The sequence below is a fragment of the Mesorhizobium sp. genome (genome assembly GCF_017306585.1).
GTDB lineage: Bacteria > Pseudomonadota > Alphaproteobacteria > Rhizobiales > Rhizobiaceae > Mesorhizobium.
In genome coordinates, this window is the sequence record NZ_JAFKIC010000106.1 from 1 (window position 1) to 21950 (window position 21950).

A 21950-nucleotide genomic window follows, 5' to 3' on the forward strand; every position below is an offset into this window, starting at 1 on the left:
GAACAAGCTTGTGGAGTCGCCGCCGCGTCAAGCGTTGTCCTCGCTTACGCTGCGGGAACGCTTGACCCGGACGTCTGAAGAGCCTCACCGGGCCGCCGATGATGCCTCCCCATGCCTGATTCTGAGACAGGATCACAGAGTCAGGATAAAGCGATCAGTTCTTCGCGGGCGCGTTCGCTGCGATCCTTGCTGTAGCGGCTGAGATCGCGGCCGACGCGATGCGCCGGCGCCGTCCAGTGGGTGGCCTCATGGCTCACGGTTGCCACGTAGGAGGCCGCATCCTTGAAACTTTCGACAACTGGCATCTGTATGTGGTCGGACGCAGGGCTGAAGAAGGCCCGGTCGCCGCCATGGCGGATATGCGCGCCGGTGTTGCGGAAGAACCGATCGGCATGCTCGATCCGCTCGACGGGATCGGTAATTGGCGCTGCGGCGTGGTGGTACCGGTCGGGCAAGCCGTCAATTTGCGCAACGTTGAAGACGGTATACGCCTTGAGGAAGGGGATTTCGCGCTCGATCTCACCGCCATGACCATCGGATTCGGACTTGCTGAAGCGACTGGCGAAGACCACGGTCGCGCCGGACTCGCCCTTGCGCACGGCTGCGCCAAGCTCCAACGCCTGTTTGAACGTCATCCACATCGGCGAGGAGAACCCTCGCGCGATGCCCTCCGACCACAAGAGCAGGACGTTCATGCCGCTATAAGGAAGGCCGTTGTGCCGCAAGGGACGGGTGATCCTGCCTTCCATGTTGGACGCGCACCACGGCTGCACCCATGGGCGGACCCCCTTCGAGAGATCTTCGACGATCCTGTCGGTGATGCGCGTGTAGATGTCGACGCGCTGCGCTTCGGTCTTTTTCCTCATTTTCCTTACCTCCGTTCGAGAGGTCGCGCCTATCGCGACCCCGTCACGGCGGTCCGGAAGCCGGAGCCATAGGGGCACGGCGCACGCTAAGCGCCGGAACGAAGTGGAGGAGGGCGAAGCCCTTGCGCGGGTTCCCGGCTCCGGCAGGACCGAAGCCGGACGGGTCGCCTGGCGCTCGCCTTTCTTCTTTCCTTTTCAGGTTCGATCTGGTGTCGGAACGAAGGACATGCTATATATCTGACCATCTGACTAGGTGGAACGAATGGGCAAGCAAACACAACTTTCAGGTACGAACAGATCAGTGAACCCGACAATGAGCGGGCGGTGGAAACTCGAGGACGCGAAAGCGCGCTTCAGCGAGGTTGTCCGGCATGCCCGTGAGGACGGTCCCCAACGCGTAACCGTTCGGGGACATGATGCGGTTGTCATCATGAGCGTCGAAGAATTCGAGCGCCTGACACCGGCTACGCCACGCGTACCGTTCGTCAACTTCATGGAGGCGTTGCATCTCGGGGGCCTGGATCTTGAACGCGACGACGACCTTGGCCGGGATGTCGAGCTGTGAGGGGATGGCTGCTCGATACCAATGTGGTGGCCGCGCTGACCAACCCGCAGGGCGCTCCCTCCGTAAAAGCATGGGCGACTGGTCAAGACGAAGAGACTTTCTATCTCAGCATCCTGACACTCGCCGAGTATGACAAGGGAATTCATAACCTGCCAAACGACCATCCCGACCGCTCGCGCTATATCGCGTCGCGGGACGCTCTTGCGGATCGGTTTGGCGATCGTGTGCTTTCCCTGCGCGACGAGGCCGTGCGGTTGTGGGGACGCATTTCGGGAGAAGTCAAAAAGGACACTGGGCATCCACCGCCCGTGATCGATACGATGCTGGCAGCGACCGCGATCGAATACGAGCTCTATCTCGTCACGCGCAACGTGAAAGACACGCGCCACTCGGGCGCGGCAATTTTCGATCCATGGACCGATGACCCGGCCAAGTTTCCGCTGAGTCCAAGGGCCAATAGGCCCCGGTAGCAACGGAAATGGTGGGGCCGCGGCCCCACCTGATCGCTCAACCGAGCGCGTCCATCTGCGCTTCGGCCGCTTTGCGGTCGAGGGTCTGACCAGGATTGTCGATCGGGCGATCGAAGGGCTTCCAGGCTTCCCCGACAGCGTGTTCGTAGGCCGCAACCGCGCCTTCGGCGGCCATGCGGAGCGAGAATGCCTGGATACCCATGTCGGCGGCAAATTCCCGCTTGCGCTGGGCGGAACTGTCGTAACCGACAATGCCATCGCGGTCGTCGTCACGGGCATCGCTGGCGGCCTTGGCCGTGGCATCGCGGGCTTCGGTCACGGCGCGCGAGTAGAACTGGCCAGCGCCATGGGCGGATCCGACGAAGGCTCCGACGATGCGTTGCAGGTGGATCTGCATCGCGCGCTCACCGAGGCCTTCGGATAGAGCATCGACGGTTTCGAGGATCAGGCGTTCATGCGTGTCGCGCACGCCGTCGCCGTCGACGACGGCGGTCCCGAAGCTTTCGGCGATCCGCATCGCCTGGGCGGCATCCGGGCAGGTGAGCCGGACCATTTCGAGGGTTGCACCCTTGCGGAGCTGGACGACGCGGGCGGACGGGCGGGAGGTTGCTGACTTGGCCATTTTCGATTTCCTTTTCGGTTTCTTCCGAAGGCTTGCGCCGACCCCTTGCCGGAGCGCCCTTCGGTGCGGTCGAGAAAAGCCGGCGGTCAGACGGTCGCTTTCATAGGTCCGGGGCGCCTGAGCGCGAAAGGCGGGCTTGCGGACAAGCGGGGGCACAGCCCCTGCGCGGGACGCGGGCTCGCCTTGCGAAGGGAGGGTGAACCGGCCGCAACGCGGCGCGCAGCGGCCTTGAAACGACCGGCCGCCGGATTACGACCGTGCTGAACCGAAGGGTGCTCCGGCAAGGGGTTGGCTCATCGCTGGAACCGAAAGGTAATCGACGGTCAAGAGCGTCCGCACACTCACACCCTCATGCGCCGATCAGCCACGCATGGTCGTGTCCGGTCCGGTCGAACCAGATACCTGACGACGATCGGGCCGGAACGCAGTGCGAGGGCCGGCGGCGCGATGCTCGGACGGCCGGCAACACCACCTTCCGACGCCAACCATGCAGGTAGGGCAGGGGACGCGGGTGACCGGATGGTCCGGCCGGGTTTCGCCGCAGCGGTCGCGGGAGAAAATCATGGCGATGTCCGCCCGCCGGGTCGCTCGCGCAGTGCCGCGATTGCCCGGTCCTGCCGGGCGAGCTTGCGCGATAGCGCATCGATCTCCTGCTGCCGCTCGGCCGTGATCGCGGCGAGGTTGGCGCGATACCGGGCGAGGAAGGCTCCGGGCTCCGGCGGCTGGCCTCGCCGATAGGAGCGCCGGCGCGGATGCGGGTGCGGAATGACCGCTGTCATCCGACGGATAATCTGCCGGTCGATCAGGTCGAGCTGGTGCTGTGTCTGCCGGCGTGCCTCTTCCATGCGGGACAGGAGCGAGCGGCAATCGGAAAGCAAGTTCATGACGCTTTCCTCCGCTCCCATCCGACGAAGGACGACGGGCCATCATAGGCGGCATGACGCCCCTCATCGATGACGAAGCCGAACGGTCCGCGTCCTTCGTATTCAGGCTTCGGCACCAGGAACCGCCGCTCCATGGTATTGGCGCCACGTCGACCGCCGAGGATGGCCACCACTTCGACCATGCCAGGATGATGGCCGGAGGTGATCGCCAACGCGACGATCCAGTCGCCGTCATGACGGTGCTCGAAGTCTCGGCGGTCCTTGCCGCTCGATTCTCCTGGCTGAAGCGGACGTCCGAAGATCGCCTCCCATTCGTCCGGCCATTTGTCCCGGATCGTGCGATCCGCGAGCGCGCGCTCGTAGCTCGTAAACAGCTCGGGGAAGGTGAGGGCGACAATCGCCCAGGCTTCATCCTCCTCGTACCAACCCGAACCGATCCGAAGAGACGGAATGATCCGCTTGTTTCGCTCGGCCGAGAGGCGAAAGCCGCCATGTCCGGCGGTCATGTGCGCGGCGATGCCCTCGGCATAGATCGTCGCAAGCTGTGAAGACCCCCATGGCGTGCTGCAGACCATCCTGGTCTGGAGACGCTGAAGCCTCGACAATTCGCGCCTATGCTGCGCGGTTTCCAGAACACGCGCCCGGAATGCGGCCGGATTGGCAAGTTCGCCGTCGTGTTCGTAGAAATCCTCGCGCCGCAACGTCGATAGCGGTCGTGCCAGGCGCCATGCGCTGGCGAGGAACCCGCCGCCGGTCGAGCGTGGCAGCATGGCGAGCAGGAGATCGCCCAGTCGGGCGACCGGAAAGCCCTCACTGCTGGAGCCGAACTCGACCCCTGTATCCTCAAGGGCCGAAGCAGAATCGTCGGGAAGATCGATCGGGTTCATGCCGCCGTCCTCCCCTCGACATGATCAGCCGCCAGCTCGTCGGCCGTGACTTCAACCGTGAATGCGTCGGACAAGGCGGTGTTGTCGGTGAGCCAGGCGCGGGCGGCGTCCCAGTCATCGGCAAGATGAAGCATCAGGGCGGCGGGATCGTCCCGCTCGAAGATCCGGATCGATCCGATCTTCGGGCGGGAGGCAATTCGGAAACGATAGGTAAGGCCGACGGAAAACGTGCGAAGGTCGTCCTCACAGCGGAGCATAAAAAAGGGCTGGGCGCCGGGATGATCCGGACCAGTCTCGCCGCATTTGCGGACGAGAAGACCGGCGCCGTTGTTGTGATTCCAGTGATAGAGCGTCGCGACGTGGTGCTCTGGGGGACGGGGGGCTCCGTCGGACCATTCGACGACGGAACCGATGGGCGCGAGCGAGATGATCAGGTCCGCATTCATAGCGTTCTCCTGCAGGATCGGGTTGCCGGACACACCTCCGCCGCCGGTGGTGCCGGCGGAGGTGTCGAGCGGGAAAGGGAAGTGCGGCGGCCTATTCAGCGGCGACCGAATAGGCGGTGTCGTCCTCGATGACGGTCTCCTCCGTCTGGGTGTCGCCGTCCGCCTGCGCGGCGTCGTCGATCACCTCCGGGGTAGCTTCGGTGGTGGAGGCCTCTTCGCCATCGCTCTCAGCCTGATCGTCCTCGGTTTGTTCGTCGTCCTCCGCAGCAATGCCGCGGGCCTTGAGGATCTCGGAAAGCTCGGACAGCTCCGGCGCGAACCGGGCAGCGGGGTAGACGAAGTGCCCCTCCTTGAAATGCTCGACCAGCGCCGCGCGGGTTTCGCGAACGCGCTGACGCGGCGAGACCGACGCTTCGCTACAGGAAGTTTCGAGTGCCTGACGAGAAAGGCATTCGAGGAAATCGACGGTGCCCATGTTCGGAAGGAAGGCATCCGCCCCGATGGCCCCGCCGGCAACGCGGGACAGGACACCGCTGTTCGACATGCCGCGACGGCATGACAGGACGTCGATGAGCGTCTTGCGCGCGGCAATCCGCAGGGTGTCCAGGTCGAACAGGAACTTCCCGTCGTCGTCGAACAGCATCGCCGCGTGCCGGTTGAAGCGGGTTCCGCCGAACATCGCGCCACCGGCGCCGGAATCGACGCGGACGTTGGTGCCGGCATAGCCGAGGACCAGCAACGCCATCAGCGTGTCATCCTCGATCGGCGCGCGGCCGAGTGCCTCGTGCAACGCGTCGGTGCGGTAATCGCCGATCACGTCGTGACCACGCTGCGTCACGTCCGGACGCGGCTTGGACGCCACGATGGGCTCGTCGCCGCCGGTGCCACCAATCGTTGCCGTGCCGCCCTTGACCGTCGATTTCTTTTCGTCGGGCAGCCGGTAGACAATCGACTGGACCTTGCCCTCACGGTCGAGATACATTGCCGTGCGGTCTGACTTCAGCGCCTTGCCATGGACGCGCTCGGCCTTCTTTGGCAACTCCGGCTGGCCATAGCTGTTGACTTCGACAATCGCGCCGCGCTTCGGAAGGTTCGATGTCATCCACTCGTGCTGTGCGCCAAGGAAGCCTTCGACATTTGTCGTGTAGCGATTATCCTCGTTCGCAGGAGCGAAGAGGTCCTCCAACCATTCGATGCCATAGGATGCGGCAAGGTCATCGCCGAAGCTGGCATCGCGCGCATACATGCGCTTCTTGTTCAAAGCGTTGGCGATCGACCACCATTGCGCCGTATCGCCCTTCTTCGGCTTGCTCGCCTTCCAGACCGACTCCTGGTCTTCGACGCTGGCGGCGGCGATGATGCGAAGTTGCTGCTCGCTCGGCATGTCGCCCAGCGCGATCTGCTCCAGCATACTGGGGAAGAGATTGGCAAGCAGGCGGAGCTTCTTGATCTGGCGGACGGGGAGGGCAAGCGCCAGTGCGATGGCTTCCTCGGTCCAGCCGAGCGCGACGAGGCGTTCGACCCCGCGCCATTGGTCGACGGGATTGAGATTCTCGCGTGCGATGTTTTCGACCATGTTGCGCATCGCCCCATTGTCGTTCGCCGCCTCGATGACCAGCACCTTGATTTCGTCGAGGTTGGCGGCGATCGCCCCGTCCCGGCGGCGATGGCCGTTGTCGATGATGAGGCCGTTTCCACCACCGGGTTCGGCGAAAACGATCGGAGGATTGATGATGCCGACCGCCTTTATCGTGGCGACCATCAAGGCATCGGCCTGGGGCGACGATTTCGACTGGCGAGCCTTGTCGGGGTTGTCCTTGAGCAATCGGGGATCGACGACAGCAACACGCATGGGATATTCCTTTCCGGGGTACGGACGCGGCCCTCTTGCCGGTCCTTCTCGTGTCTTCTTTTTTCCGAAGACACCTCCCGGACCGCGGGGCGGCCGGACCGGCGCAACTGCCGCCGAGCGTCCCTGCGACGAAGGACAAGCGGGGCCGACGGCCCTGCGAAGGACGAGTTGCCGGGATGCGCAGGCGGCGGTTGAGCGAAGCGCCGGCGGGAGGACCGATCTGCGATCGGATTCCTTCCCTCCTTTTTCTCCCTTTTCTTCCCCTTTCCGTCCTTTCGCCATCGACCATGTTCTCGCCCGGATTGACGGCGAGCATCGTCGCCAGTCGAATTGAAGGAGAGAGCGTGCGGACCACCACGGGAATGATATTTGCGCTGGCAACGGTAGCGCCTGCCTTGGCCGCAGATGGCGCGGCACAGCCACCGGCGGGCGTCAACCCTGACGTGATTGCTTGCCAGAAGGTGACGGGCGCCGAGATGGAGCGGTTCATCGGCGCACCGGCGACGATACGCGAGACAAGCGCCAATCTCTGCTCCTGGCAGGGCGGGAGGGCCGATGCCTACGCGCAGGTGATGTATTTTGCAGGAGAAAGCCAGGGCGTGCCGGCCGGCAGCGAGCGGGCGTATTTCGACCAGATGATCGCAGGCCAGAAGGCGCAAGCTAAGCCGGGAGAAATCGTCGAGGTACCGGATGTCGGCGACAGCGCCTGGGGGCTAAAGCTCGATCAGAACGAGACGGATTATTATGCCGTCTATCTGTTCAAGGGGAAAGACGACGTCACGATCACGACGAACGGGATCGGATACGATGCGACGGTCGAGATCGCGCGGTTGGCAGCATCGCGCATGTGACCGGCCGAAACCTGAGCAAAAAAAATGGGCCTGCGAAAACGCGGCCCATTGAAGTGTGAAGGTCGAAACCTCCAGAGGGGAACAGCTGACGCGGCGGGCACTGGGAGGAGAAAACCGCCATGTGCATCAACTGCGAGCATAATGCCCGTTTCTTGACCGTCTGGAAAACATTTATTGTGCAACGCAGCTATGCGGCGGCTGCGTTGCTCCCGCCATGATCGTCGCCGGCATTACGCCGCTTGCGCGACAGGCTCGGCGGTGGCGCGGGCTTCAGCGGCCAGCACCTCCTCGACCTCCTCCAATTCCCGGCGCTTGGCGGCGAGTTCGTCGGCGAAGGCGAAAGTGCCGGTTTCGTGCGCGCGGTAGGAGGCGAGCCGGCGGTTGGCGTCTTCCAGATGCTGGCGCTGGCGGTAACGCTCGCCCTCGAAATCATCGAGCGCATGTTCGAGACGGGAGATTGCACCGAGCGGTGTGACCGTCACTGGCAGATCGACCTCGTAGTCGGCGCCGGTGCGTTGCAGGACGGTGCGGTAGTGATACCCGTCCTTGCCGAAGCGCTCGCCCTCGTAGATGACGTCGAAGCCGCCGATCGAGCCGAGCTGGGCCTCGCCCTCCTGCTGAAGCTGGACCAGCGTGAGGATTTCCTTCATCATCGCGCGCCCGGCGTCCTTGCGCTCAACGTGTCGCTCCCCGAGGACGGTCATCGTGAAAGCCTCGCCTGCTGTCGGTACCAGCCGCGCGATATCCTTGCCGATCTCGTCGATCCGGCGCGTCGCGACCTCGATATCGCGTTCGGCCTCCCGCAGCCGCCGGCGCACCGAGAAGAGATCGTCGTCATGGGCGGCGCGCAGGCGCTCGAGGCGGGCGATGTCGGCTTCCAGACCCGCCTTTTTCATCAGGCGCTCGTCGCCGCTGGCAATGGCCTTCGCCATCGCAAACTGATTGGCGGCACCCTCACCGAGATCTTCCAGCCGACGGATCGACGTGTCGCCGGAGAGGGCCGCGGCGATAAACCGGGCCTTGCGCTCGTTGTTCTGCCACATACTGGCATCCAGGCTACCCTGCGTCGCATAGGCGAAGATGTCGACGACATCATGCTGGTTGCCCTGCCGGACGATGCGGCCCTCGCGCTGCTCGATCTGCGACGGCAGCCACGGCACATCGAGGTGATGGAGTGCCTTCAGCCTGAGCTGGGCATTGACGCCAGTGCCCATCGTCTCGGAGGAGCCGATCAGGAAGCGCACCCTGCCCGCGCGGACATCCCCGAACAGGCGTTGCTTGGCCTCGGACTTCTTATAGTCCTGCATATAGGCGATCTCGCTGGCGGGCGCGCCGAGCCGGACCAGCTCGTCGCGGATCCAGCGATAGGCCGAAAACCCCCGCGTCTTTTCCACGTTGATCGTACCGAGGTCGGAAAAGATCATCTGCGCGGCGCCCGGCAGGTCATAGGGCTTGCCGTCCGACCGCACGAACACCTGGTCCGCCGTTTCCTGCCAGATGCGGAAGGCGTTCTGGACAAGCAGGTTGAGCTTGTTGTCGGGCTCATTGTCGTTGGCGGGCATGACGAGGCGCAGGTCGATCGCGGCATGGCGACCGTCGGTGATGACGGAAAGCAGGATATCGTCGCCGGGCTGCGCCGGCCCCTCGCGCATCTCGATCGCCTTGATGCGGCTGTCGAGGATCTGCTGGTACATCTTGAATGCCGCGGTGGGCGTCGCGGTGACGATCTGGCGCCCGCCGGTGGAGATGGCCGGAACACGCACATATTCACGGAGATCGGCGGGCATCACCACGTCCGCGAATGCCCGGAACATGGCGATGAGTTCCGGAACATTGACGAAGGAGGCGAAGCGACTGACCGGCTTGTATTTGCCGGACGGTTGGATTTCCAGTTCCGTGGTCGTGTCGCCGAAGCACGATGCCCAGGCATCAAATTCATGCAGGCCGCGTTCATGGAGAGCGTCGTAGCCGAGCAGGCGCTGGACGGAGAACATCTCGCCAAGCGTGTTGGTGATCGGCGTGCCGGAGGCGAGTACGAGCGCGCGGCCGGGGTTCTTGGTTTCGAGGAACCGAGACTTTACAAACAAGTCCCATGCGCGTTGCGAGCCGTTCGGATCGATGCCCTTCAGCGTCGACATATTGGTGGCGAAGGATAGCTTGCGGAATTCCTGCGCCTCGTCGACGACAATCTGGTCGACGCCGATTTCCGAGATGGTCAGCAGATCATCCTTGCGGGTAGCCAGCGCTGTCAGCCGCTCCTCCAGACCCTCCTTCAGCCGTTCGAGACGCTTGCGCGAGACACGGTCGTCGGGCTCGACCCGGGTCAGCAGATCCTCGTAGAGCTGCAGCTCGTCCTGGATCATGCTCTGTTCGAAGGCGGAGGGGACAGCGATGAACCTGAAGGCTGAATGGGTGATGATGATCGCGTCCCAGGTTGCCGTCGCCGCGCGTGACAGGAAGCGCGCCCGCTTGTCTTTCGTAAAGTTGCTCTCGTCGGCGACGAGAATGCGGGCGGAAGGATAGAGCGCCAGGAACTCGCGGGCGGCCTGGGCAAGGCAATGGCCTGGTACGACCAGCATCGCCTTGGCGATCAGGCCGAGACGGCGCTGTTCCATGATCGCCGCGGCCATGGTCATCGTCTTGCCGGCGCCGACGGCGTGGGCGAGATAGGTCGCGCCATCGGCGATGATGCGCCAGATGCCGCGCTTCTGGTGCGCGTAGAGTTGGAATGCGGCGGAGGCGCCTGGCAGCTGGAGATGCGAGCCGTCGAACTTGCGCGGCGCGAGGTTGTTAAAGCGCTCGTTATAGACGCCGGCTAGCCGGTCGGTCCGCTCCGGGTCGGTCCAGACCCAGCGCTCGAATTCCGTCTTGATCTTCTGCAGCTTCTCGCGGGCAGCTTCGGTATCGACGACGTTCAGCACCCGCCGTTCGCCGCCGACGTCCTTGATGGTGTCGAAGATCTGCGGCACGCGGTTATTGAGCGCATCGGCGAGCAGTTCGCCGGCGTGCCGGCGGCTCGTTCCCCATTCCGACGTGCCGGCGGCGCGATAGCCGAGCTGGCGCGCTTCGACAGTCCAGGAACCGAGTTCCGGCATATGGTGGATCTTGATATCGGCTTCCATCTTCTCCTTGACGAAGGCGACGACATCGGCGGGCGGAACCCAGGGCGCACCGAGCCGCGCGGTGATATCCGAGGGACGGAGAGGGGCGGGTTGCACCGCCTGAAGCGCGCGGACATTGCGCTCGAAGATCGGATCGAGCGCCGCGGCGGCTTCAGCTGCGGCAAGCTTGGTGCGGACCGGGCCGGAGAGATAGGCGTCGGCGGTCTGCCACGCGCCGTCGGCCGGATCCTGGAACACGGTGTCACCGAGTTGGTCGACCACCTTGTCGCGGTCGCAGTGGAGAAGCTCGGCGATATGGTCGAGGTCGACGCGGCCGCGCTCGTTGAGCACGACGGCAAGCGCGTCGCCGGCATTCGTCACCAACGGTGGGGCAGGGGGCGCGATGACGCGCTGCGTGAAGATCGGACCGGGTTTGGCCGTATCCGTGTCGAGGTCGTAGTCCTCGATGGAGGCGACCAGCCAGCAATCCGGGTCATCCCGGAAGGGCTGCAAGTTCGGCTGGCGATGCGTCTCGCGGGTCTCGCCGGTCTCGTCGTCCTCGGTGATGCTGACGGTCGTGTGATTGATCGGCCCGAAATCCCTGACGAAGCTCGACCAGGCGATGCGCAGCCGGACCTGCAGGTCGCGCCATGGCCGGCCGGTCTCCTGGGCCTTCAGCACCTCGCGCACCGCGTCGCGAACCGGGATCAGCTTCTGGATGGTACGGACGTGCTTTTCCGTCAGACCGTCGCCGGTACGGCCCTTCCTGACCTTGATCACGACGGGCGCACCGTCGACGATCTGCATCAGGCCCTGCCTGTTGTCGATGAAGTAGCTGCCTTCGCGAACATTGGCGTTGCCGGGCCGCAGGTCGACAATCTCGGCCAGCTCCTCCTCGAGATCGAGATCGATCTCGGTCGGCTCGCCGTCATAGACGTTTTCCGGCAGGAGGCCGACGGCAGCGTTCAGCGACGCGGCAAGATCCTCGCCGACGCGGGGACGGCAGGTATAGGTTTCGCCGAATGGACCGGAGGTCAGCGCGTGGGTGCCGAGAACCATGTCGGGGTTGTCGGCGAACCAGCGGTTGACGCGGATGGCGCCTTCGTCATCCGTAGCCGGGCGGATTTCGTCGATCTCAAGCCACGAAACGTCGTCCTGCGCCTCGGCGATCTTGCGCTTGCGGAAGAAGAGGATGTCGACGACGGTGTCCGTACCGGCGTCACGGCGGAAGCTGCCCTCGGGCAGTCGGATGGCGGCGACGAGATTGGCCGATTTTGCGATATGCGTGCGCGCCGTCGCGTCTGCCTTGTCCATGGTGCCGCTGCTCGTCAAGAAGGCTGCCAGCCCGCCGGGCTTCAAGAGGTCGATTGAGCGGGCGATGAAGTAGTCGTGCAGACGCAGCGCAAGCGGTCGATAGTGATGGTCCGAGCGGACGGTCCGGTCGGAGAAGGGTGGGTTGCCGATGGCAAGGTCATAGACGACGCCGAGATCGGTGCGAGCGAAGTCGCCGTTGACGATGCGCGCCTTCGGCTGCAGCAGCCGGACGATGCGCGCCGTGACCGGATCGAGCTCGATGCCTGTGACACAACTGTTGGCGCGATAGGCCGGCGGCATCAGCGCGGGGAACAGCCCCGTGCCGATGCCCGGCTCCAGCACGCGGCCACCGCGCCAGCCGAGACGCTGGAGCCCGGCCCACATCGCCTTGACGATGAATTCGGGCGTGAAATGCGCATATTGGGTGCAGCGGGCGAGCGAGGCATAGTCGGCATCGTTGACGGCCGCCTCCAGCGAACTGCCGAGATCGTCCCAACCCTCGCGGAACTCCACCTCGCCCGGCCGGCGGAACATGCCGTTCGCCAGCTCCGATGCGCCGAAGCCGGTGAAGCGTATGAGTTTCCGCTGTTCCTCTGATGTCGCCGGGCGGTCCTGCTTTTCGATTTCGCCGGCGATCAGGATGGCGGCGACGTTCGCCTTCGCTCGCTCCTTCCAGCCGGCGGCGAGACCGCGGCCCTCGTCGTCGAGGTAGAAATTGCTGCGCGCGCCCTGCTTGCGCGGGGCCGGCTTGCGCGCCGCGGTGATCGGCAGAGCCGGGGCAGGGGCGGGTGGCGTCGGGTCCGGATCGTCGTCATTGGCGCCGAAGGGATCGTGGCCGCTGAAGGCGGACATACCGAGGCCCAGACCGGATGTCAGCGCGGTGTTGCCGAACATATCGAGCGTGAAAGGATCGTTGCTCATCGAAATCTCCTTGTGAGCAGGCGTGCGCCATCGCCCGCGGGAAGGGGTTCCAGCAGGTGAGGGCGCTTGCGATGGGATGAGAGGGTGATGCGGTCCGAAGCGGAGCGATGTCCTTCCTTCTTCAGACCTTGTCTTGCACGGTCCGGAGCCCGCGTCGCGGACGGCCGGTCAGGGGCCGCTTCAGCGGCAACGCCTGCCCTTGACGTGCCGGGCGCGCATGCGGGAGGTCTTTTTCGACCCCTTCTTCTTCCCGTTTCTCATCCGCCCCTGCAGCGCGGCGCGAATATCAGTCAGGAGTTGATCGACGCCCTCCTGGCGATCGTCACCCTCGAAACCCGAGATAAAGCGTTCGGCGCGATCGAGGGTGTGTAGAAGAGCAGGGGAGGACTTTGCGATACGCAGGCCCCCCGCTTGCAGACCCACGACGGTGACGACGCCGTCCGGCGCCTCGACATTGTAGACGTTCGCGGATGTGCCCGGCCGGCGAATAATTTCGTGCGCCTTGCTGGCGGCGTCCATTGGCGATTTGGCGTCATCGATGTCGATGTCCCATGAAACCCGATAGGTCATGTCCGCCCCCATCACGCCGCAGCCGCATCCGGCAGATAGCGCAGATGCACCGGCAGCTTGGCGGCGATCTCCACGTCGGTCATGGCTTCGAGCAGTTTCGGGACGCTGCCCAGTTTTCCGCCGAAGAAGAGCACGGTGCGCCGGCCGCGGGACGCATGGGGCCATCGATGTTCGGCGTAGCCGCGATAGGGCTCGGCGGTGCAGCTCCAGATGTGCTCGAGACGTTCTTCCCGCGTCATCGCCCGCACCGGCCGGCTCTCGCGTTCGATGATGGCGAGACGCATGCGCTCGACGGACATATCGTCGGAAAGATCGCAGTAGCCATGAAAGTAACGGATGGCGTCGTCGATGCGCAGCGCGAAAAATACTGACGTCACCGAGCCGGTCAGGAATTGCCGGAGCGCGAACATCGAACCACGGATCCAGAGCGGCGCTTCCACCGCGAACATATAGTCGTGCTCGGCCTCGCCGATCTCGAACCATTCCCCTGCATAGAGCGCCGTTGCGTCGTCAGCGCGGCGGTGAACGCGCCCGGCATGGCGGTCGAACATGCGATACATCTGGTGGCGGTCGGCGATGCCCTGGAATACCTTGCGGATTGTGGGTGCGGTGGTCATATGCGGCTCCTTCGGGGTTATCGGACCGAAGTGCGGCACAGCCTTCTCGACCCTGCCTTCTTCCTCAGTCCTCTGTTACCCCTCCTCGACCGCCGGCATCGCGACCGGCCGGGTCAAGGGCCGGCTCCGCCGGGCGAAGCTTCCCTTGACGCGGGCGGCGCGCATCCGGCACGCCTCGCCTTTTTCCATTCCTCCCTTCTCTCCTTTTCCATCTTCGCCTTTTCCTGGAGCGCCTCGTTCCAGTCGTCCGCCGTGGGCCGCAACCGCTGCCAGGCGCAACCGGTGCTGTCGGCGAGGACGCGCAGACGCTCGGCAAATGTCTCGCCCTGATCATTTGCGTCAGTCGCCGCGACCAGCGTGGCGCCGGGACGCGACGCCAAGATCCGCAGGGCCGCATCGGTGAGGGGAGACCACCCCCCGCCGGTGCTGAGGTAGAGCGAACCCTCGCGGAGACCTTCGAAGGCCGCAAGGCTCATCGCGTCGATCGCCGCCTCCGTGACGCACAGGCGCAAGGCATCCCGCGCGCCAAGACGGAACAAGGTTTTCGAGCCGCCCGTCGAAAACCCGCGCCATTCCGGGCCGCGCTCCTCCCAGCCGCAGACAATGCCGCCATCGTCCGTGTGGGCCGCCCACATGCTGCCATATGGACCTTCGCGAAGCTGGTTGCTCATGATTGCCATTCGCAGCACGCTCGTCGGAAGGAAGCGCGAGCCGAAGAGATAGCGCCAAGTTGCGGACCCGCGCCATGGAACGCGTCGCGCCGACCATCGATCCGCAAGGCTCGTCGCTGCGGGCCGTTCGCGGGGTGCCTTCGCCCAGACCGGATCGCTGGTCTGGAAACCGACCAGAGACGCGACGCTTTCGACACCCTCGACAAAGTCGACATGATCAAGGCGTTGCACGAGCGCGAAGATATCGCCCTTGTCGTCGCTGAGCGGATCGAACCAGCCCTTCCCCTCATGCGTCACGATGACGATTTCGCCGCCCCGGCGAAACTTGACGGCCCGGCGCGTACTCTCCTTGACGTCGACGGCAAATCCGGCCCGCTCCAGAAGCGCACCGCAATTCACCTTCTCCTTCAACTCTCTGATTTTCTCTCTTTTCATGCCGATCCGGCCGCGCCAGCGGCCACCCCCTTCATTTCCCGTCCACACATTTGCGCAGCAGACCGACACCCGCCGCGCCAAGCGGCGGCTGCAAGGGCGCGGAAATCGGGGCGAGGGGAACCCGCGCCCCGCCGCGGCGCCGCTTCCCTTGCGGACGCCGCATGGATGCGGCACCTCAGAGGAGGGCAGGGCGGTCTCAGTGAGCCGGCCCGAAGTCGAAGGGATCGATCTCGTGGATCACGTCCACGTCGGCGTCGTCGAGCTCCTCGCTCGGCAGGACGCCGTACTCTCCAGCCGATCGGAACAAGGTCACCGGGACCATGAGCGTACGGGCGAGGTGAAAGGCATGTGATTGGGCGAGCGAGAGATCGTGCGACATGGTGAGGCTCCATCCGGGAGCGGGCCAATTCCCGCTCGATGGCGCCATGTTTGGTCCGGGGCGGGGCGCGATCACCGCGAAGGCGCATGCCGCAGCGGCCGTAGCTTGCTAACGGACCCCTTGCGGGTTGATCGTCATAGCCCCGCGCTGGACCAGGTCGCCATTCCAGAAGAGCGGGATTGGTCCGTTCCCTATGGAGGCGTCGGTTGCTGCACAGGCGTCGCGGCAGAACACATCTCCTCTCACCCGATATTGCTCGGGTTGTTCATCCCGAGGCCGGGATCTGCTCTCGGCTGGAATATGCCTGCCTTCCCCGCGAGAGCGGCGAGGTCAGCTATGGCACCATGGCTTTCGCCAGCCATCCCACCGGCGCACGAGGCCAAGCTCGATCAGAGTTTCTCCGACATCGCGTCTTTCCACGGCAACGCGCGCCAACTGGCGTCCGTAGCGGTCAAGTTTGCCACGGACCAATTCGATCCGGTGACCCGACACCTGGTTTGCCAGTTCGTCCTTCGCTTGCAGCGCTGCAACGCGTTCCGCGGCGCACGCTCCGTCAATCTCCGGCGCATCGATGTTCTCGATGCGGATCTTCTCGCGCCTGCCGGTCCCGTCGTGGACTGTGAAGGTATCGCCATCCCAGATCCAGAGCGTAACATCCTGGCAGGCGTCACGATCACAGACCGCTGCACCGACAATCGTGTGACGATTCGTTGAAGCCGAGGCGACGGCGAGCATCAACAATTGCGAAATCCCCACGGCCATGACGGCCCGAGTGAGCATCATGAGGTCTTTTTCGATACGAGATTGAAGAGCTGCGCAATGACGTCGGTGGCATAGACCTTTTCGCCGGCGCGTTCATAGCTGCTGTTGGACACGCGGGATTCCACGTAGACGAGATCGCCCTCTTCGACGTGCCCTTCGATCCATTCCGCCTGCTTCTTGTCCAGGACCGTGATCTGAACCCAGTCGGTGGCACTTTTGCGCTCTCCGTCCGACTGCCACTCGCGATTGGTCGCCACATTCACCTTCAACACGCCCTTCAGCGGCATGATGTTTCCGACGTGACCAAGCAAGGTATGCCGGTTAACCGTACGCATGGATTAAACCTTTCTTAATCGAGGAAAACCGTCTATCTGTTGAGCCCGAACCAATGCCGCTCGGTTTGCCCGGAAGTGTCATTCTTGATATCGAAATAGTATGGCTCTGACCTGAGCGGTCGGGATATGGAGACCGTTTGTATGCAGCTCCGCTGCCGATCAGAACTGTAGAGACCGTGCGTTCTGCCCTGGCAAATGTTGACTGTCTTGACGCAGAGATCGCCCTCTCGGGCGAATCCATTGCGGTCCCCCCTGCTTCCGACCTGATAGCCCTCCGGGCAATCCGCATATCGCTCGTGACCCGGCGAACCCGTTCCCGCCTCGGGGCAGGTTGGCCAGTCGAAGCCCGGCTTTTTCATCGCGGAGATAAGCCGGTTCATCGGCGGATGGCAGGCGGACACGCCCCGCCAGGACGGATTGGAAGACGAGGCGCACAGCAGCACTTCGCAGCCCCATTCGCTGGCAGTGGCGGGAGCGGGAAGGGCCGCGGCCGTCAGAAACAGTCCGAGGACGACATGGTGAGGCTTGGCTTTGGCGATCATCGTACTCTTCTCATCAAACACACTACGAGTAAATTATAGTTTATACGACGATGACGAGCAAGCGCAAGAAGGCAGACACCGAGCTTGGTACGAGGATCCTGCGAAACATGGCACGGGTCATGGAGCGCGAGCGGGAAAAACGCGGCCTCAACAAGAAAGAAATGGCCGAGCTGTGCGAAGTGACTTATCCCTTTTATTTTCAAATCCTTGAAGGAATAGCGAACCCCTCTTTGCAGACGATTACCCGCATCAGCATCAACCTCGATGTGCCCCTGCAAGAACTCATGAGCGGGTCCGCGCCTCTTTGATCGAAAATGCCGGGAATGTCGCTGCTCGCGCGGACTGAACCCGACTTCCTGCCAAAAACGGCTTGCCGAAAACATAAACTATATTTAATTTTCCGCCTCTGTATGATCGCTGGATGAACCGCAAGGTTTCCGGCGCAGGATTCGGGGCATATCGGCCATGCGTTATCTCTTAGCTTCAGGTCTCCTCGCGATCGCCACCGCTGCATATGCCGGTGAGAACCCGATGTGGCCAACGAGCCTGGCCTGGACGTGCCGGTTTTCCTCGGTCATCCGGTGTGAGCGTTCCGTCGATTGCGCCGCGGTTGCGGAGGAGGGGGAACTCGCCCTGGACTATCGCGAAAACCGCCTGACGGATCAGAAGGGCGCGGTTCATCCGATCAAGCGCCATTACGTCCAGACGGTGGTCGGCAGCCCGATCGGGAGCGAGGTGAAGATCGAGCTCGAAACGAATGACGTGATCTGGCTTTCGCCGGCCGACGGGGCGGGGGTGTTTTCGGACAACTGGATCGGAGTACTGCTCTCGCCGAAAGCGGGCGTCATCGTCCAAGAGCTTCGACCATTGGTTTGTCGACCAGTGAAATAAGGCTTGGTGGGAAGCCGCTTCCGGTTACGGCGGATTTCCTGCCGTCGCTTGCCTCATCCCTAGGTTCGATTTACTTGGGCCGAATCGGAAGAGGTCCAGTCGGCAGGCAGAGGTGAGGATGCTTCTGCGCCGCAGGGGAAGCTATGGGTCTATCATATGAGGCACGAAACACAGAAAGCCAGCAAGCCGTATTTCCGTTTTTCTCCCTTTACGGCAATACTGAAATATTTGTTGCGAATGCAACTTCTCGTCGTTAAAATTTCGATTCGGCGAGGCGGGGCACATGATCGAAACTCAAACCGGAACAGCGTCACAGACGGAGGCGAATGCCGACGACCTGCAGACTTTAAATTTTAAGGTGCCTCGCTCGTTCAAAAAGGCCTTCAAAATCTATGCGGTCGAGCATGGAATCAGCATGGTCGACCTTCTCCGCGAAGGCTTCGAACTCAGCAAAAAGCAGCGCAAATCGTGAGAAAAGCGAAGGCAGCCGTTGAGGAGACGTTGCGCGTCGAGCCCTCGTTGGCGACGGCGATCGATGCGCTTGCCCAGAACGGTAAGCTAATCGACGGCTTTATGGTCGTGGAAGGCTACTCGCCAGCAGGGCGCCCACCAGCCGAAGTCGTCGTCATGGAAAAGGCAGCCGAGTACGGCGCGACCGCAGTCTTCTTTGAAGCGGGAAGCGCAAGGCATCCCGGCCCGGCCCAAGCTTTCATCTATATCTCCAAAGGTTCTGCGAAGGACCCCGAGTTCGCTCGCCTCCATAAGCGTTTATGGAACTGGGGTGGTGTGCCTGTGGTCTATCGACACACGCCGGGTCTCGTTCAACTGTTTCGTTGCCGGCATGATGCAGATTTCCTCGACAAAAATGGTGCGCTCGTTTGTCGGCCGGTCGACTTCATCAGGCTAGCCGGAAAAATTGCGCGCGCAGAAGCCTACTGGAACGCGGAGCTTTTGCGCAACGGCACGATCTGGGATGATCCTGAAGTATCGGAGAAACTTTTATCCAGGGAGAAGGCCGCGCACCGGGCGCTCATCACCGCTATAGGCCTGCTCAATGCCAAACTGAAGAGAGGCGAACTCAACATTGCGCCAGAGTTGGTCCGTCGTCTTCTGATCCTTTCACTGCTTATTGCCTACCTCGATGAGAGGGGCGCACTTGGTGAAGGTTATTTCGGTAGTTTCCTACCAGGCGCATCTGGTTTCGCGGATATTTTGACGCAAGGAAGTGCGCTCGTTGCTCTTCTTGAAGATCTTGAATTAAAATTCAACGGCGGTGTTTTCTCGCTGGATGACGAACATAAGCTTGCCCTGAAGGACGGCCTCGATCTTTCCGGCTTCCAGCGCCTGATCGATGCTAAGGAAGATAAAGACGGTCAGCTTGATTTTTGGAAAAGATATTCCTTCAAAGATTTGCCCGTCGAGCTGATAAGCCATATCTACCAAATGTTTGTGAAGAATACGAAGAGTAGCGTATATACACCGCCTGCTCTCGTACGGCTGCTTTTGGACGAAGTACTCGACCCCGCGCGCCTCGATAAGATTGTCAACGATGGCGAGCTGCTTCTTGATCCAGCATGCGGTTCAGGGATATTTCTCGTAGAAGCTTATAAAAGGATCATTCTTCATTGGCGTAGCAAAAATAACTGGGGTCGTCCCTCTGTCGCCGTCTTAAAGGACTTGGTTCATCGCCTTCGCGGGACCGATCTAGAGCATGGTGCAGTGGAGCTTGCTGCCTTCAGTCTATCGCTTGCAATGTGCGACGAGCTTACCTCTGATGAGCTTGGACGCAGCAAAAAGCTATTTCCTCCCCTGATCGATAGGACAATTATTACAAGTTGCTTTTTTGAGCATCTTCAAAAAGACGGTTTCAAGGATAGGTTTGGTGTGGTCGTTGGGAATCCGCCGTTCGCGTCCGAACTCGACACTCCCGGCGCGATCGAGAGCTGCAAGCGGTATGATGAGGCCCATCAGTCTCTGCCCGATAAGCAGATAGCCTTCCTTTTCCTCCATGACAGCATGTCACTACTGGCTCCGGGTGGTGTCCTCTGCATGCTGCAGCAATATAATTTCCTCTATAACCCGGGTGCCGATGATTTTCGAAGGGAGTTCATCGCGAAGTGGGATCTCCGAGAGATCCTCGACTTTGTATCGATCCGCGGCTTGTTTGATGCAGCGGACACAAAAGCAATCGCAGTCGTGGCTGAAGCAAGCGAACCTACTGACGATCGTAAGGTTCTTCATGCAATTTTCCGACGAACACCTCGCGCGCGAGCAGATCTTCGTTTCGAAGTCGATTACTATGATCTTCAATGGCATCGCCGTGGTGATCTACTGAAGGACAGTGGCGTCGTCGTCTGGCGTGCGGGTCTCTTAGGCGGGGTGCGCGTTCAAGCTGTTGTCACGCGGCTGCGAATGTGTTCGACGCTTGGCGACTTTGCAGCCAAGCATCGCTGGGAGCACGGTGAAGGGTTCATCCAAGGAGACAAGGGCCGAGGCAGTATTGTCGACTACATTACCGGAAAGCAGTTTCTGCCATCGGAAGGCTTGACGGGGAATGGCGTCGAGACGGACCAGATTAAGGTGATGCCACGAGTTCCGATCGAAGTGCCGCGTAGGGCGGAAATTTTCCGACCTCCACTTCTTCTCGTTCGCGAACAAATGGACCTACATCATAGCTTTTGGGACAAAGGCGACCTTACCTATAAAGACCAGATCGTTGGATTCTCTGGTAAGGATCCACGCCCGCTTAAAGCTGCCTCGAAATGGCTTAACAAAAACAAACTTAAACTACAGGGGTTCGTCGCGGCAAATAGTACGAAGCTTTTCACGAAAAAGGCGACAGCGATCTCCTGCAAGGATATCTATGAGCTTCCATTCCCATCCAATGGCGATTTGGACCTAAGCGAAAACGAGTCAATCGTCCTAGACGACATAGCGCTCTACTATAGAGAGTTCATGCGTCATGGCTTCGCCTCGCCAGCTGGCAAGCCGCCGACCGGAATCGATGCGTTTCGCTCGCTCCTTTGCTCTCAGATCAATGCAATTTATCGCGACAATCAACTAGTCCCACTCGAATCGCAAACTTGGCCGGGGATGAGGTGCGAACTCTTTGCATTCGGAAAGGCCAACGTCGATCTGGGCGGAATGTCAGATCTGAAGGAGCACGTCGAAGCACTTCTGCATGAAAAGCGAGGCACAAGTCTAGCGATGACCCGCATTGCGCGAATTTACGATCGAAAGTTTGTCTATCTGATCAAACCCGACAGGGAACGTTACTGGTTAAAATCAATCGCACTGCGAGATGCAGATGACCTTCTCTTTGATCTTCGCGGCCAGGGTTTTTGATGCTCGCTGACGATCCTTCAGGCGCTGCAACTGGCGCATTCGACACCGATATGCATCTACCTGGAACGTTCCTGCGTGAGATGATGCAATTCGTACTATCTTGCCTTCCACTATGGCGGGACGACCCCATTCGCCGAAAAAATGTAACGAGCGAAACGACGTTGACGAGCCAGTTGTGCAAATTTCTAAACAACCATACCCGGCGCGCCAAACTCGACCATATCAATTTTCAACCTGAGGATCCGGATACAGCAAAAGGGGGGAGGACAATTGATCTGATAGCTTCCCCGAAAGGCTGCTCTATTTGGATCAACGGCCGCCAGCATACATATTATGATCCCCTAATTCCTATCGAATGTAAAAGGCTTCCAACTCCAGACCTTAAAAAGCGAGAACGGCGCGAGTATCTTCACACCAGAAGGTCGACAACCGGTGGCGTTCAGCGATTTATGGCTGGCCTTCACGGCGGAAATTACGAAACCGCGGCTATAATTGGCTATGTTCAATCGCGAACTTCTGACGCTTGGATGGAAACCTTGAACCATTGGGTGAAGGCCTTTGTCGCTTGCACCGTAAAACCATGGACAACCGCGGATTCCATAGCAATCGAGCACCACGATGCAG

20 protein-coding genes and 1 pseudogene are annotated in these 21950 nt (G+C 61.6%); 7 read left to right on the forward strand and 14 right to left on the reverse strand.

Annotation, left to right across the window (positions count from 1 at the left end; all coding sequences use genetic code 11):
- Positions 1 to 149 precede the first annotated feature (149 nt).
- Positions 150 to 866, reverse strand: a pseudogene (locus tag J0I79_RS03635) (ArdC-like ssDNA-binding domain-containing protein); the annotation flags it as partial.
- A 262-nt stretch (positions 867 to 1128) separates the two neighbouring features.
- Here J0I79_RS03635 and J0I79_RS03640 point away from each other — a divergent pair.
- Together J0I79_RS03640 and J0I79_RS03645 are read left to right on the forward strand one after the other, a co-directional pair.
- The gene (locus J0I79_RS03640) at positions 1129 to 1431 is read left to right on the forward strand and encodes a type II toxin-antitoxin system Phd/YefM family antitoxin (RefSeq protein ID WP_137935205.1); all 303 of its coding nucleotides are present in this window, start codon (positions 1129 to 1131) and stop codon (positions 1429 to 1431) included.
- On the forward strand, positions 1428 to 1901 hold the full coding sequence (locus tag J0I79_RS03645; protein WP_137935204.1) for a type II toxin-antitoxin system VapC family toxin: 474 nt from the start codon (positions 1428 to 1430) through the stop codon (positions 1899 to 1901). Before J0I79_RS03640 ends, J0I79_RS03645 begins: the two co-directional genes overlap by 4 nt.
- 37 nt (positions 1902 to 1938) lie before the next feature.
- Here the strand turns inward: J0I79_RS03645 and J0I79_RS03650 are convergent, their stop codons facing one another.
- From J0I79_RS03650 to J0I79_RS03670, 5 genes are all read right to left on the reverse strand, one after another.
- Positions 1939 to 2523, reverse strand: coding sequence for a hypothetical protein (locus J0I79_RS03650; RefSeq protein ID WP_137935203.1), 585 nt, complete (start codon positions 2521 to 2523; stop codon positions 1939 to 1941).
- A gap of 560 nt (positions 2524 to 3083) precedes the next feature.
- Positions 3084 to 3407 carry a hypothetical protein gene (locus tag J0I79_RS03655; RefSeq protein ID WP_137935202.1) on the reverse strand — a complete coding sequence of 108 codons (324 nt, stop codon included), beginning with the start codon at positions 3405 to 3407 and terminating at the stop codon, positions 3084 to 3086.
- Entirely contained in the window at positions 3404 to 4294 is an 891-nt protein-coding gene (locus J0I79_RS03660) for a hypothetical protein (protein WP_137935201.1), read from the reverse strand. Before J0I79_RS03660 ends, J0I79_RS03655 begins: the two co-directional genes overlap by 4 nt.
- Positions 4291 to 4740 carry a hypothetical protein gene (locus tag J0I79_RS03665; RefSeq protein ID WP_137935200.1) on the reverse strand — a complete coding sequence of 150 codons (450 nt, stop codon included), beginning with the start codon at positions 4738 to 4740 and terminating at the stop codon, positions 4291 to 4293. The genes J0I79_RS03660 and J0I79_RS03665 overlap by 4 nt, the downstream gene beginning before the upstream one ends.
- 91 nt (positions 4741 to 4831) lie before the next feature.
- A complete protein-coding gene (locus J0I79_RS03670) occupies positions 4832 to 6592 on the reverse strand; it encodes a ParB N-terminal domain-containing protein (protein WP_137935199.1) in 1761 nt (586 codons plus the stop codon).
- Between the two features lie 191 nt (positions 6593 to 6783).
- Here J0I79_RS03670 and J0I79_RS03675 point away from each other — a divergent pair, with 191 nt between their 5' ends.
- Positions 6784 to 7443, forward strand: a complete 660-nt coding sequence (locus tag J0I79_RS03675; RefSeq protein WP_137935198.1) for a hypothetical protein — start codon at positions 6784 to 6786, stop codon at positions 7441 to 7443.
- A 230-nt stretch (positions 7444 to 7673) separates the two neighbouring features.
- Here J0I79_RS03675 and J0I79_RS03680 read toward each other — a convergent pair whose 3' ends face one another.
- The 8 genes from J0I79_RS03680 to J0I79_RS03715 form a co-directional block, all read right to left on the reverse strand.
- Positions 7674 to 12779 (reverse strand): DEAD/DEAH box helicase family protein, encoded by a 5106-nt coding sequence (locus J0I79_RS03680; RefSeq protein ID WP_137935196.1) that lies wholly within the window; start codon positions 12777 to 12779, stop codon positions 7674 to 7676.
- A 180-nt stretch (positions 12780 to 12959) separates the two neighbouring features.
- Entirely contained in the window at positions 12960 to 13349 is a 390-nt protein-coding gene (locus J0I79_RS03685; RefSeq protein ID WP_137935195.1) for a hypothetical protein, read from the reverse strand.
- 11 nt (positions 13350 to 13360) lie between these two features.
- Complete coding sequence (locus J0I79_RS03690) at positions 13361 to 13966, reverse strand: DUF1419 domain-containing protein (protein WP_292855358.1); 606 nt, start codon at positions 13964 to 13966, stop codon at positions 13361 to 13363.
- 113 nt (positions 13967 to 14079) lie between these two features.
- On the reverse strand, positions 14080 to 15153 hold the full coding sequence (locus J0I79_RS03695) for a DUF3991 and toprim domain-containing protein (protein WP_332313029.1): 1074 nt from the start codon (positions 15151 to 15153) through the stop codon (positions 14080 to 14082).
- Between the two features lie 115 nt (positions 15154 to 15268).
- Positions 15269 to 15451, reverse strand: coding sequence for a hypothetical protein (locus tag J0I79_RS03700; protein ID WP_137934740.1), 183 nt, complete (start codon positions 15449 to 15451; stop codon positions 15269 to 15271).
- A gap of 330 nt (positions 15452 to 15781) precedes the next feature.
- Positions 15782 to 16234 carry a thermonuclease family protein gene (locus tag J0I79_RS03705; protein ID WP_210240494.1) on the reverse strand — a complete coding sequence of 151 codons (453 nt, stop codon included), beginning with the start codon at positions 16232 to 16234 and terminating at the stop codon, positions 15782 to 15784.
- On the reverse strand, positions 16231 to 16500 hold the full coding sequence (locus J0I79_RS03710; protein WP_171026489.1) for a single-stranded DNA-binding protein: 270 nt from the start codon (positions 16498 to 16500) through the stop codon (positions 16231 to 16233). The genes J0I79_RS03705 and J0I79_RS03710 overlap by 4 nt, the downstream gene beginning before the upstream one ends.
- 80 nt (positions 16501 to 16580) lie before the next feature.
- The gene (locus tag J0I79_RS03715; RefSeq protein WP_137934742.1) at positions 16581 to 17090 is read right to left on the reverse strand and encodes a hypothetical protein; all 510 of its coding nucleotides are present in this window, start codon (positions 17088 to 17090) and stop codon (positions 16581 to 16583) included.
- Between the two features lie 107 nt (positions 17091 to 17197).
- Between J0I79_RS03715 and J0I79_RS03720 the strand changes: the two genes are divergently transcribed.
- The 4 genes from J0I79_RS03720 to J0I79_RS03735 all read left to right on the forward strand — a co-directional run bounded on the left by J0I79_RS03720 (position 17198) and on the right by J0I79_RS03735 (position 21326).
- Positions 17198 to 17398, forward strand: a complete 201-nt coding sequence (locus J0I79_RS03720) for a helix-turn-helix transcriptional regulator (RefSeq protein ID WP_232375837.1) — start codon at positions 17198 to 17200, stop codon at positions 17396 to 17398.
- Between the two features lie 157 nt (positions 17399 to 17555).
- Positions 17556 to 17981, forward strand: a complete 426-nt coding sequence (locus J0I79_RS03725; RefSeq protein WP_137934744.1) for a hypothetical protein — start codon at positions 17556 to 17558, stop codon at positions 17979 to 17981.
- 283 nt (positions 17982 to 18264) lie between these two features.
- Positions 18265 to 18453, forward strand: a complete 189-nt coding sequence (locus J0I79_RS03730) for a hypothetical protein (RefSeq protein ID WP_137934745.1) — start codon at positions 18265 to 18267, stop codon at positions 18451 to 18453.
- On the forward strand, positions 18450 to 21326 hold the full coding sequence (locus J0I79_RS03735) for an N-6 DNA methylase (protein WP_137934746.1): 2877 nt from the start codon (positions 18450 to 18452) through the stop codon (positions 21324 to 21326). The genes J0I79_RS03730 and J0I79_RS03735 overlap by 4 nt, the downstream gene beginning before the upstream one ends.
- The last annotated feature ends 624 nt before the right edge of the window (positions 21327 to 21950 follow it).

Excerpts from the sequence above, each read along its gene's own strand:
- J0I79_RS03640 (WP_137935205.1), top strand. The coding sequence starts at position 1,129 with ATGGGCAAGCAAACACAACTTTCAGGTACGAACAGATCAGTGAACCCG.
- J0I79_RS03650 (WP_137935203.1), bottom strand. The coding sequence starts at position 2,523 with ATGGCCAAGTCAGCAACCTCCCGCCCGTCCGCCCGCGTCGTCCAGCTC.
- J0I79_RS03655 (WP_137935202.1), bottom strand. The coding sequence starts at position 3,407 with ATGAACTTGCTTTCCGATTGCCGCTCGCTCCTGTCCCGCATGGAAGAG.
- J0I79_RS03660 (WP_137935201.1), bottom strand. The coding sequence starts at position 4,294 with ATGAACCCGATCGATCTTCCCGACGATTCTGCTTCGGCCCTTGAGGAT.
- J0I79_RS03665 (WP_137935200.1), bottom strand. The coding sequence starts at position 4,740 with ATGAATGCGGACCTGATCATCTCGCTCGCGCCCATCGGTTCCGTCGTC.
- J0I79_RS03670 (WP_137935199.1), bottom strand. The coding sequence starts at position 6,592 with ATGCGTGTTGCTGTCGTCGATCCCCGATTGCTCAAGGACAACCCCGAC.
- J0I79_RS03680 (WP_137935196.1), bottom strand. The coding sequence starts at position 12,779 with ATGAGCAACGATCCTTTCACGCTCGATATGTTCGGCAACACCGCGCTG.
- J0I79_RS03685 (WP_137935195.1), bottom strand. The coding sequence starts at position 13,349 with ATGACCTATCGGGTTTCATGGGACATCGACATCGATGACGCCAAATCG.
- J0I79_RS03690 (WP_292855358.1), bottom strand. The coding sequence starts at position 13,966 with ATGACCACCGCACCCACAATCCGCAAGGTATTCCAGGGCATCGCCGAC.
- J0I79_RS03700 (WP_137934740.1), bottom strand. The coding sequence starts at position 15,451 with ATGTCGCACGATCTCTCGCTCGCCCAATCACATGCCTTTCACCTCGCC.
- J0I79_RS03705 (WP_210240494.1), bottom strand. The coding sequence starts at position 16,234 with ATGATGCTCACTCGGGCCGTCATGGCCGTGGGGATTTCGCAATTGTTG.
- J0I79_RS03710 (WP_171026489.1), bottom strand. The coding sequence starts at position 16,500 with ATGCCGCTGAAGGGCGTGTTGAAGGTGAATGTGGCGACCAATCGCGAG.
- J0I79_RS03715 (WP_137934742.1), bottom strand. The coding sequence starts at position 17,090 with ATGATCGCCAAAGCCAAGCCTCACCATGTCGTCCTCGGACTGTTTCTG.
- J0I79_RS03720 (WP_232375837.1), top strand. The coding sequence starts at position 17,198 with ATGGCACGGGTCATGGAGCGCGAGCGGGAAAAACGCGGCCTCAACAAG.
- J0I79_RS03725 (WP_137934744.1), top strand. The coding sequence starts at position 17,556 with ATGCGTTATCTCTTAGCTTCAGGTCTCCTCGCGATCGCCACCGCTGCA.
- J0I79_RS03730 (WP_137934745.1), top strand. The coding sequence starts at position 18,265 with ATGATCGAAACTCAAACCGGAACAGCGTCACAGACGGAGGCGAATGCC.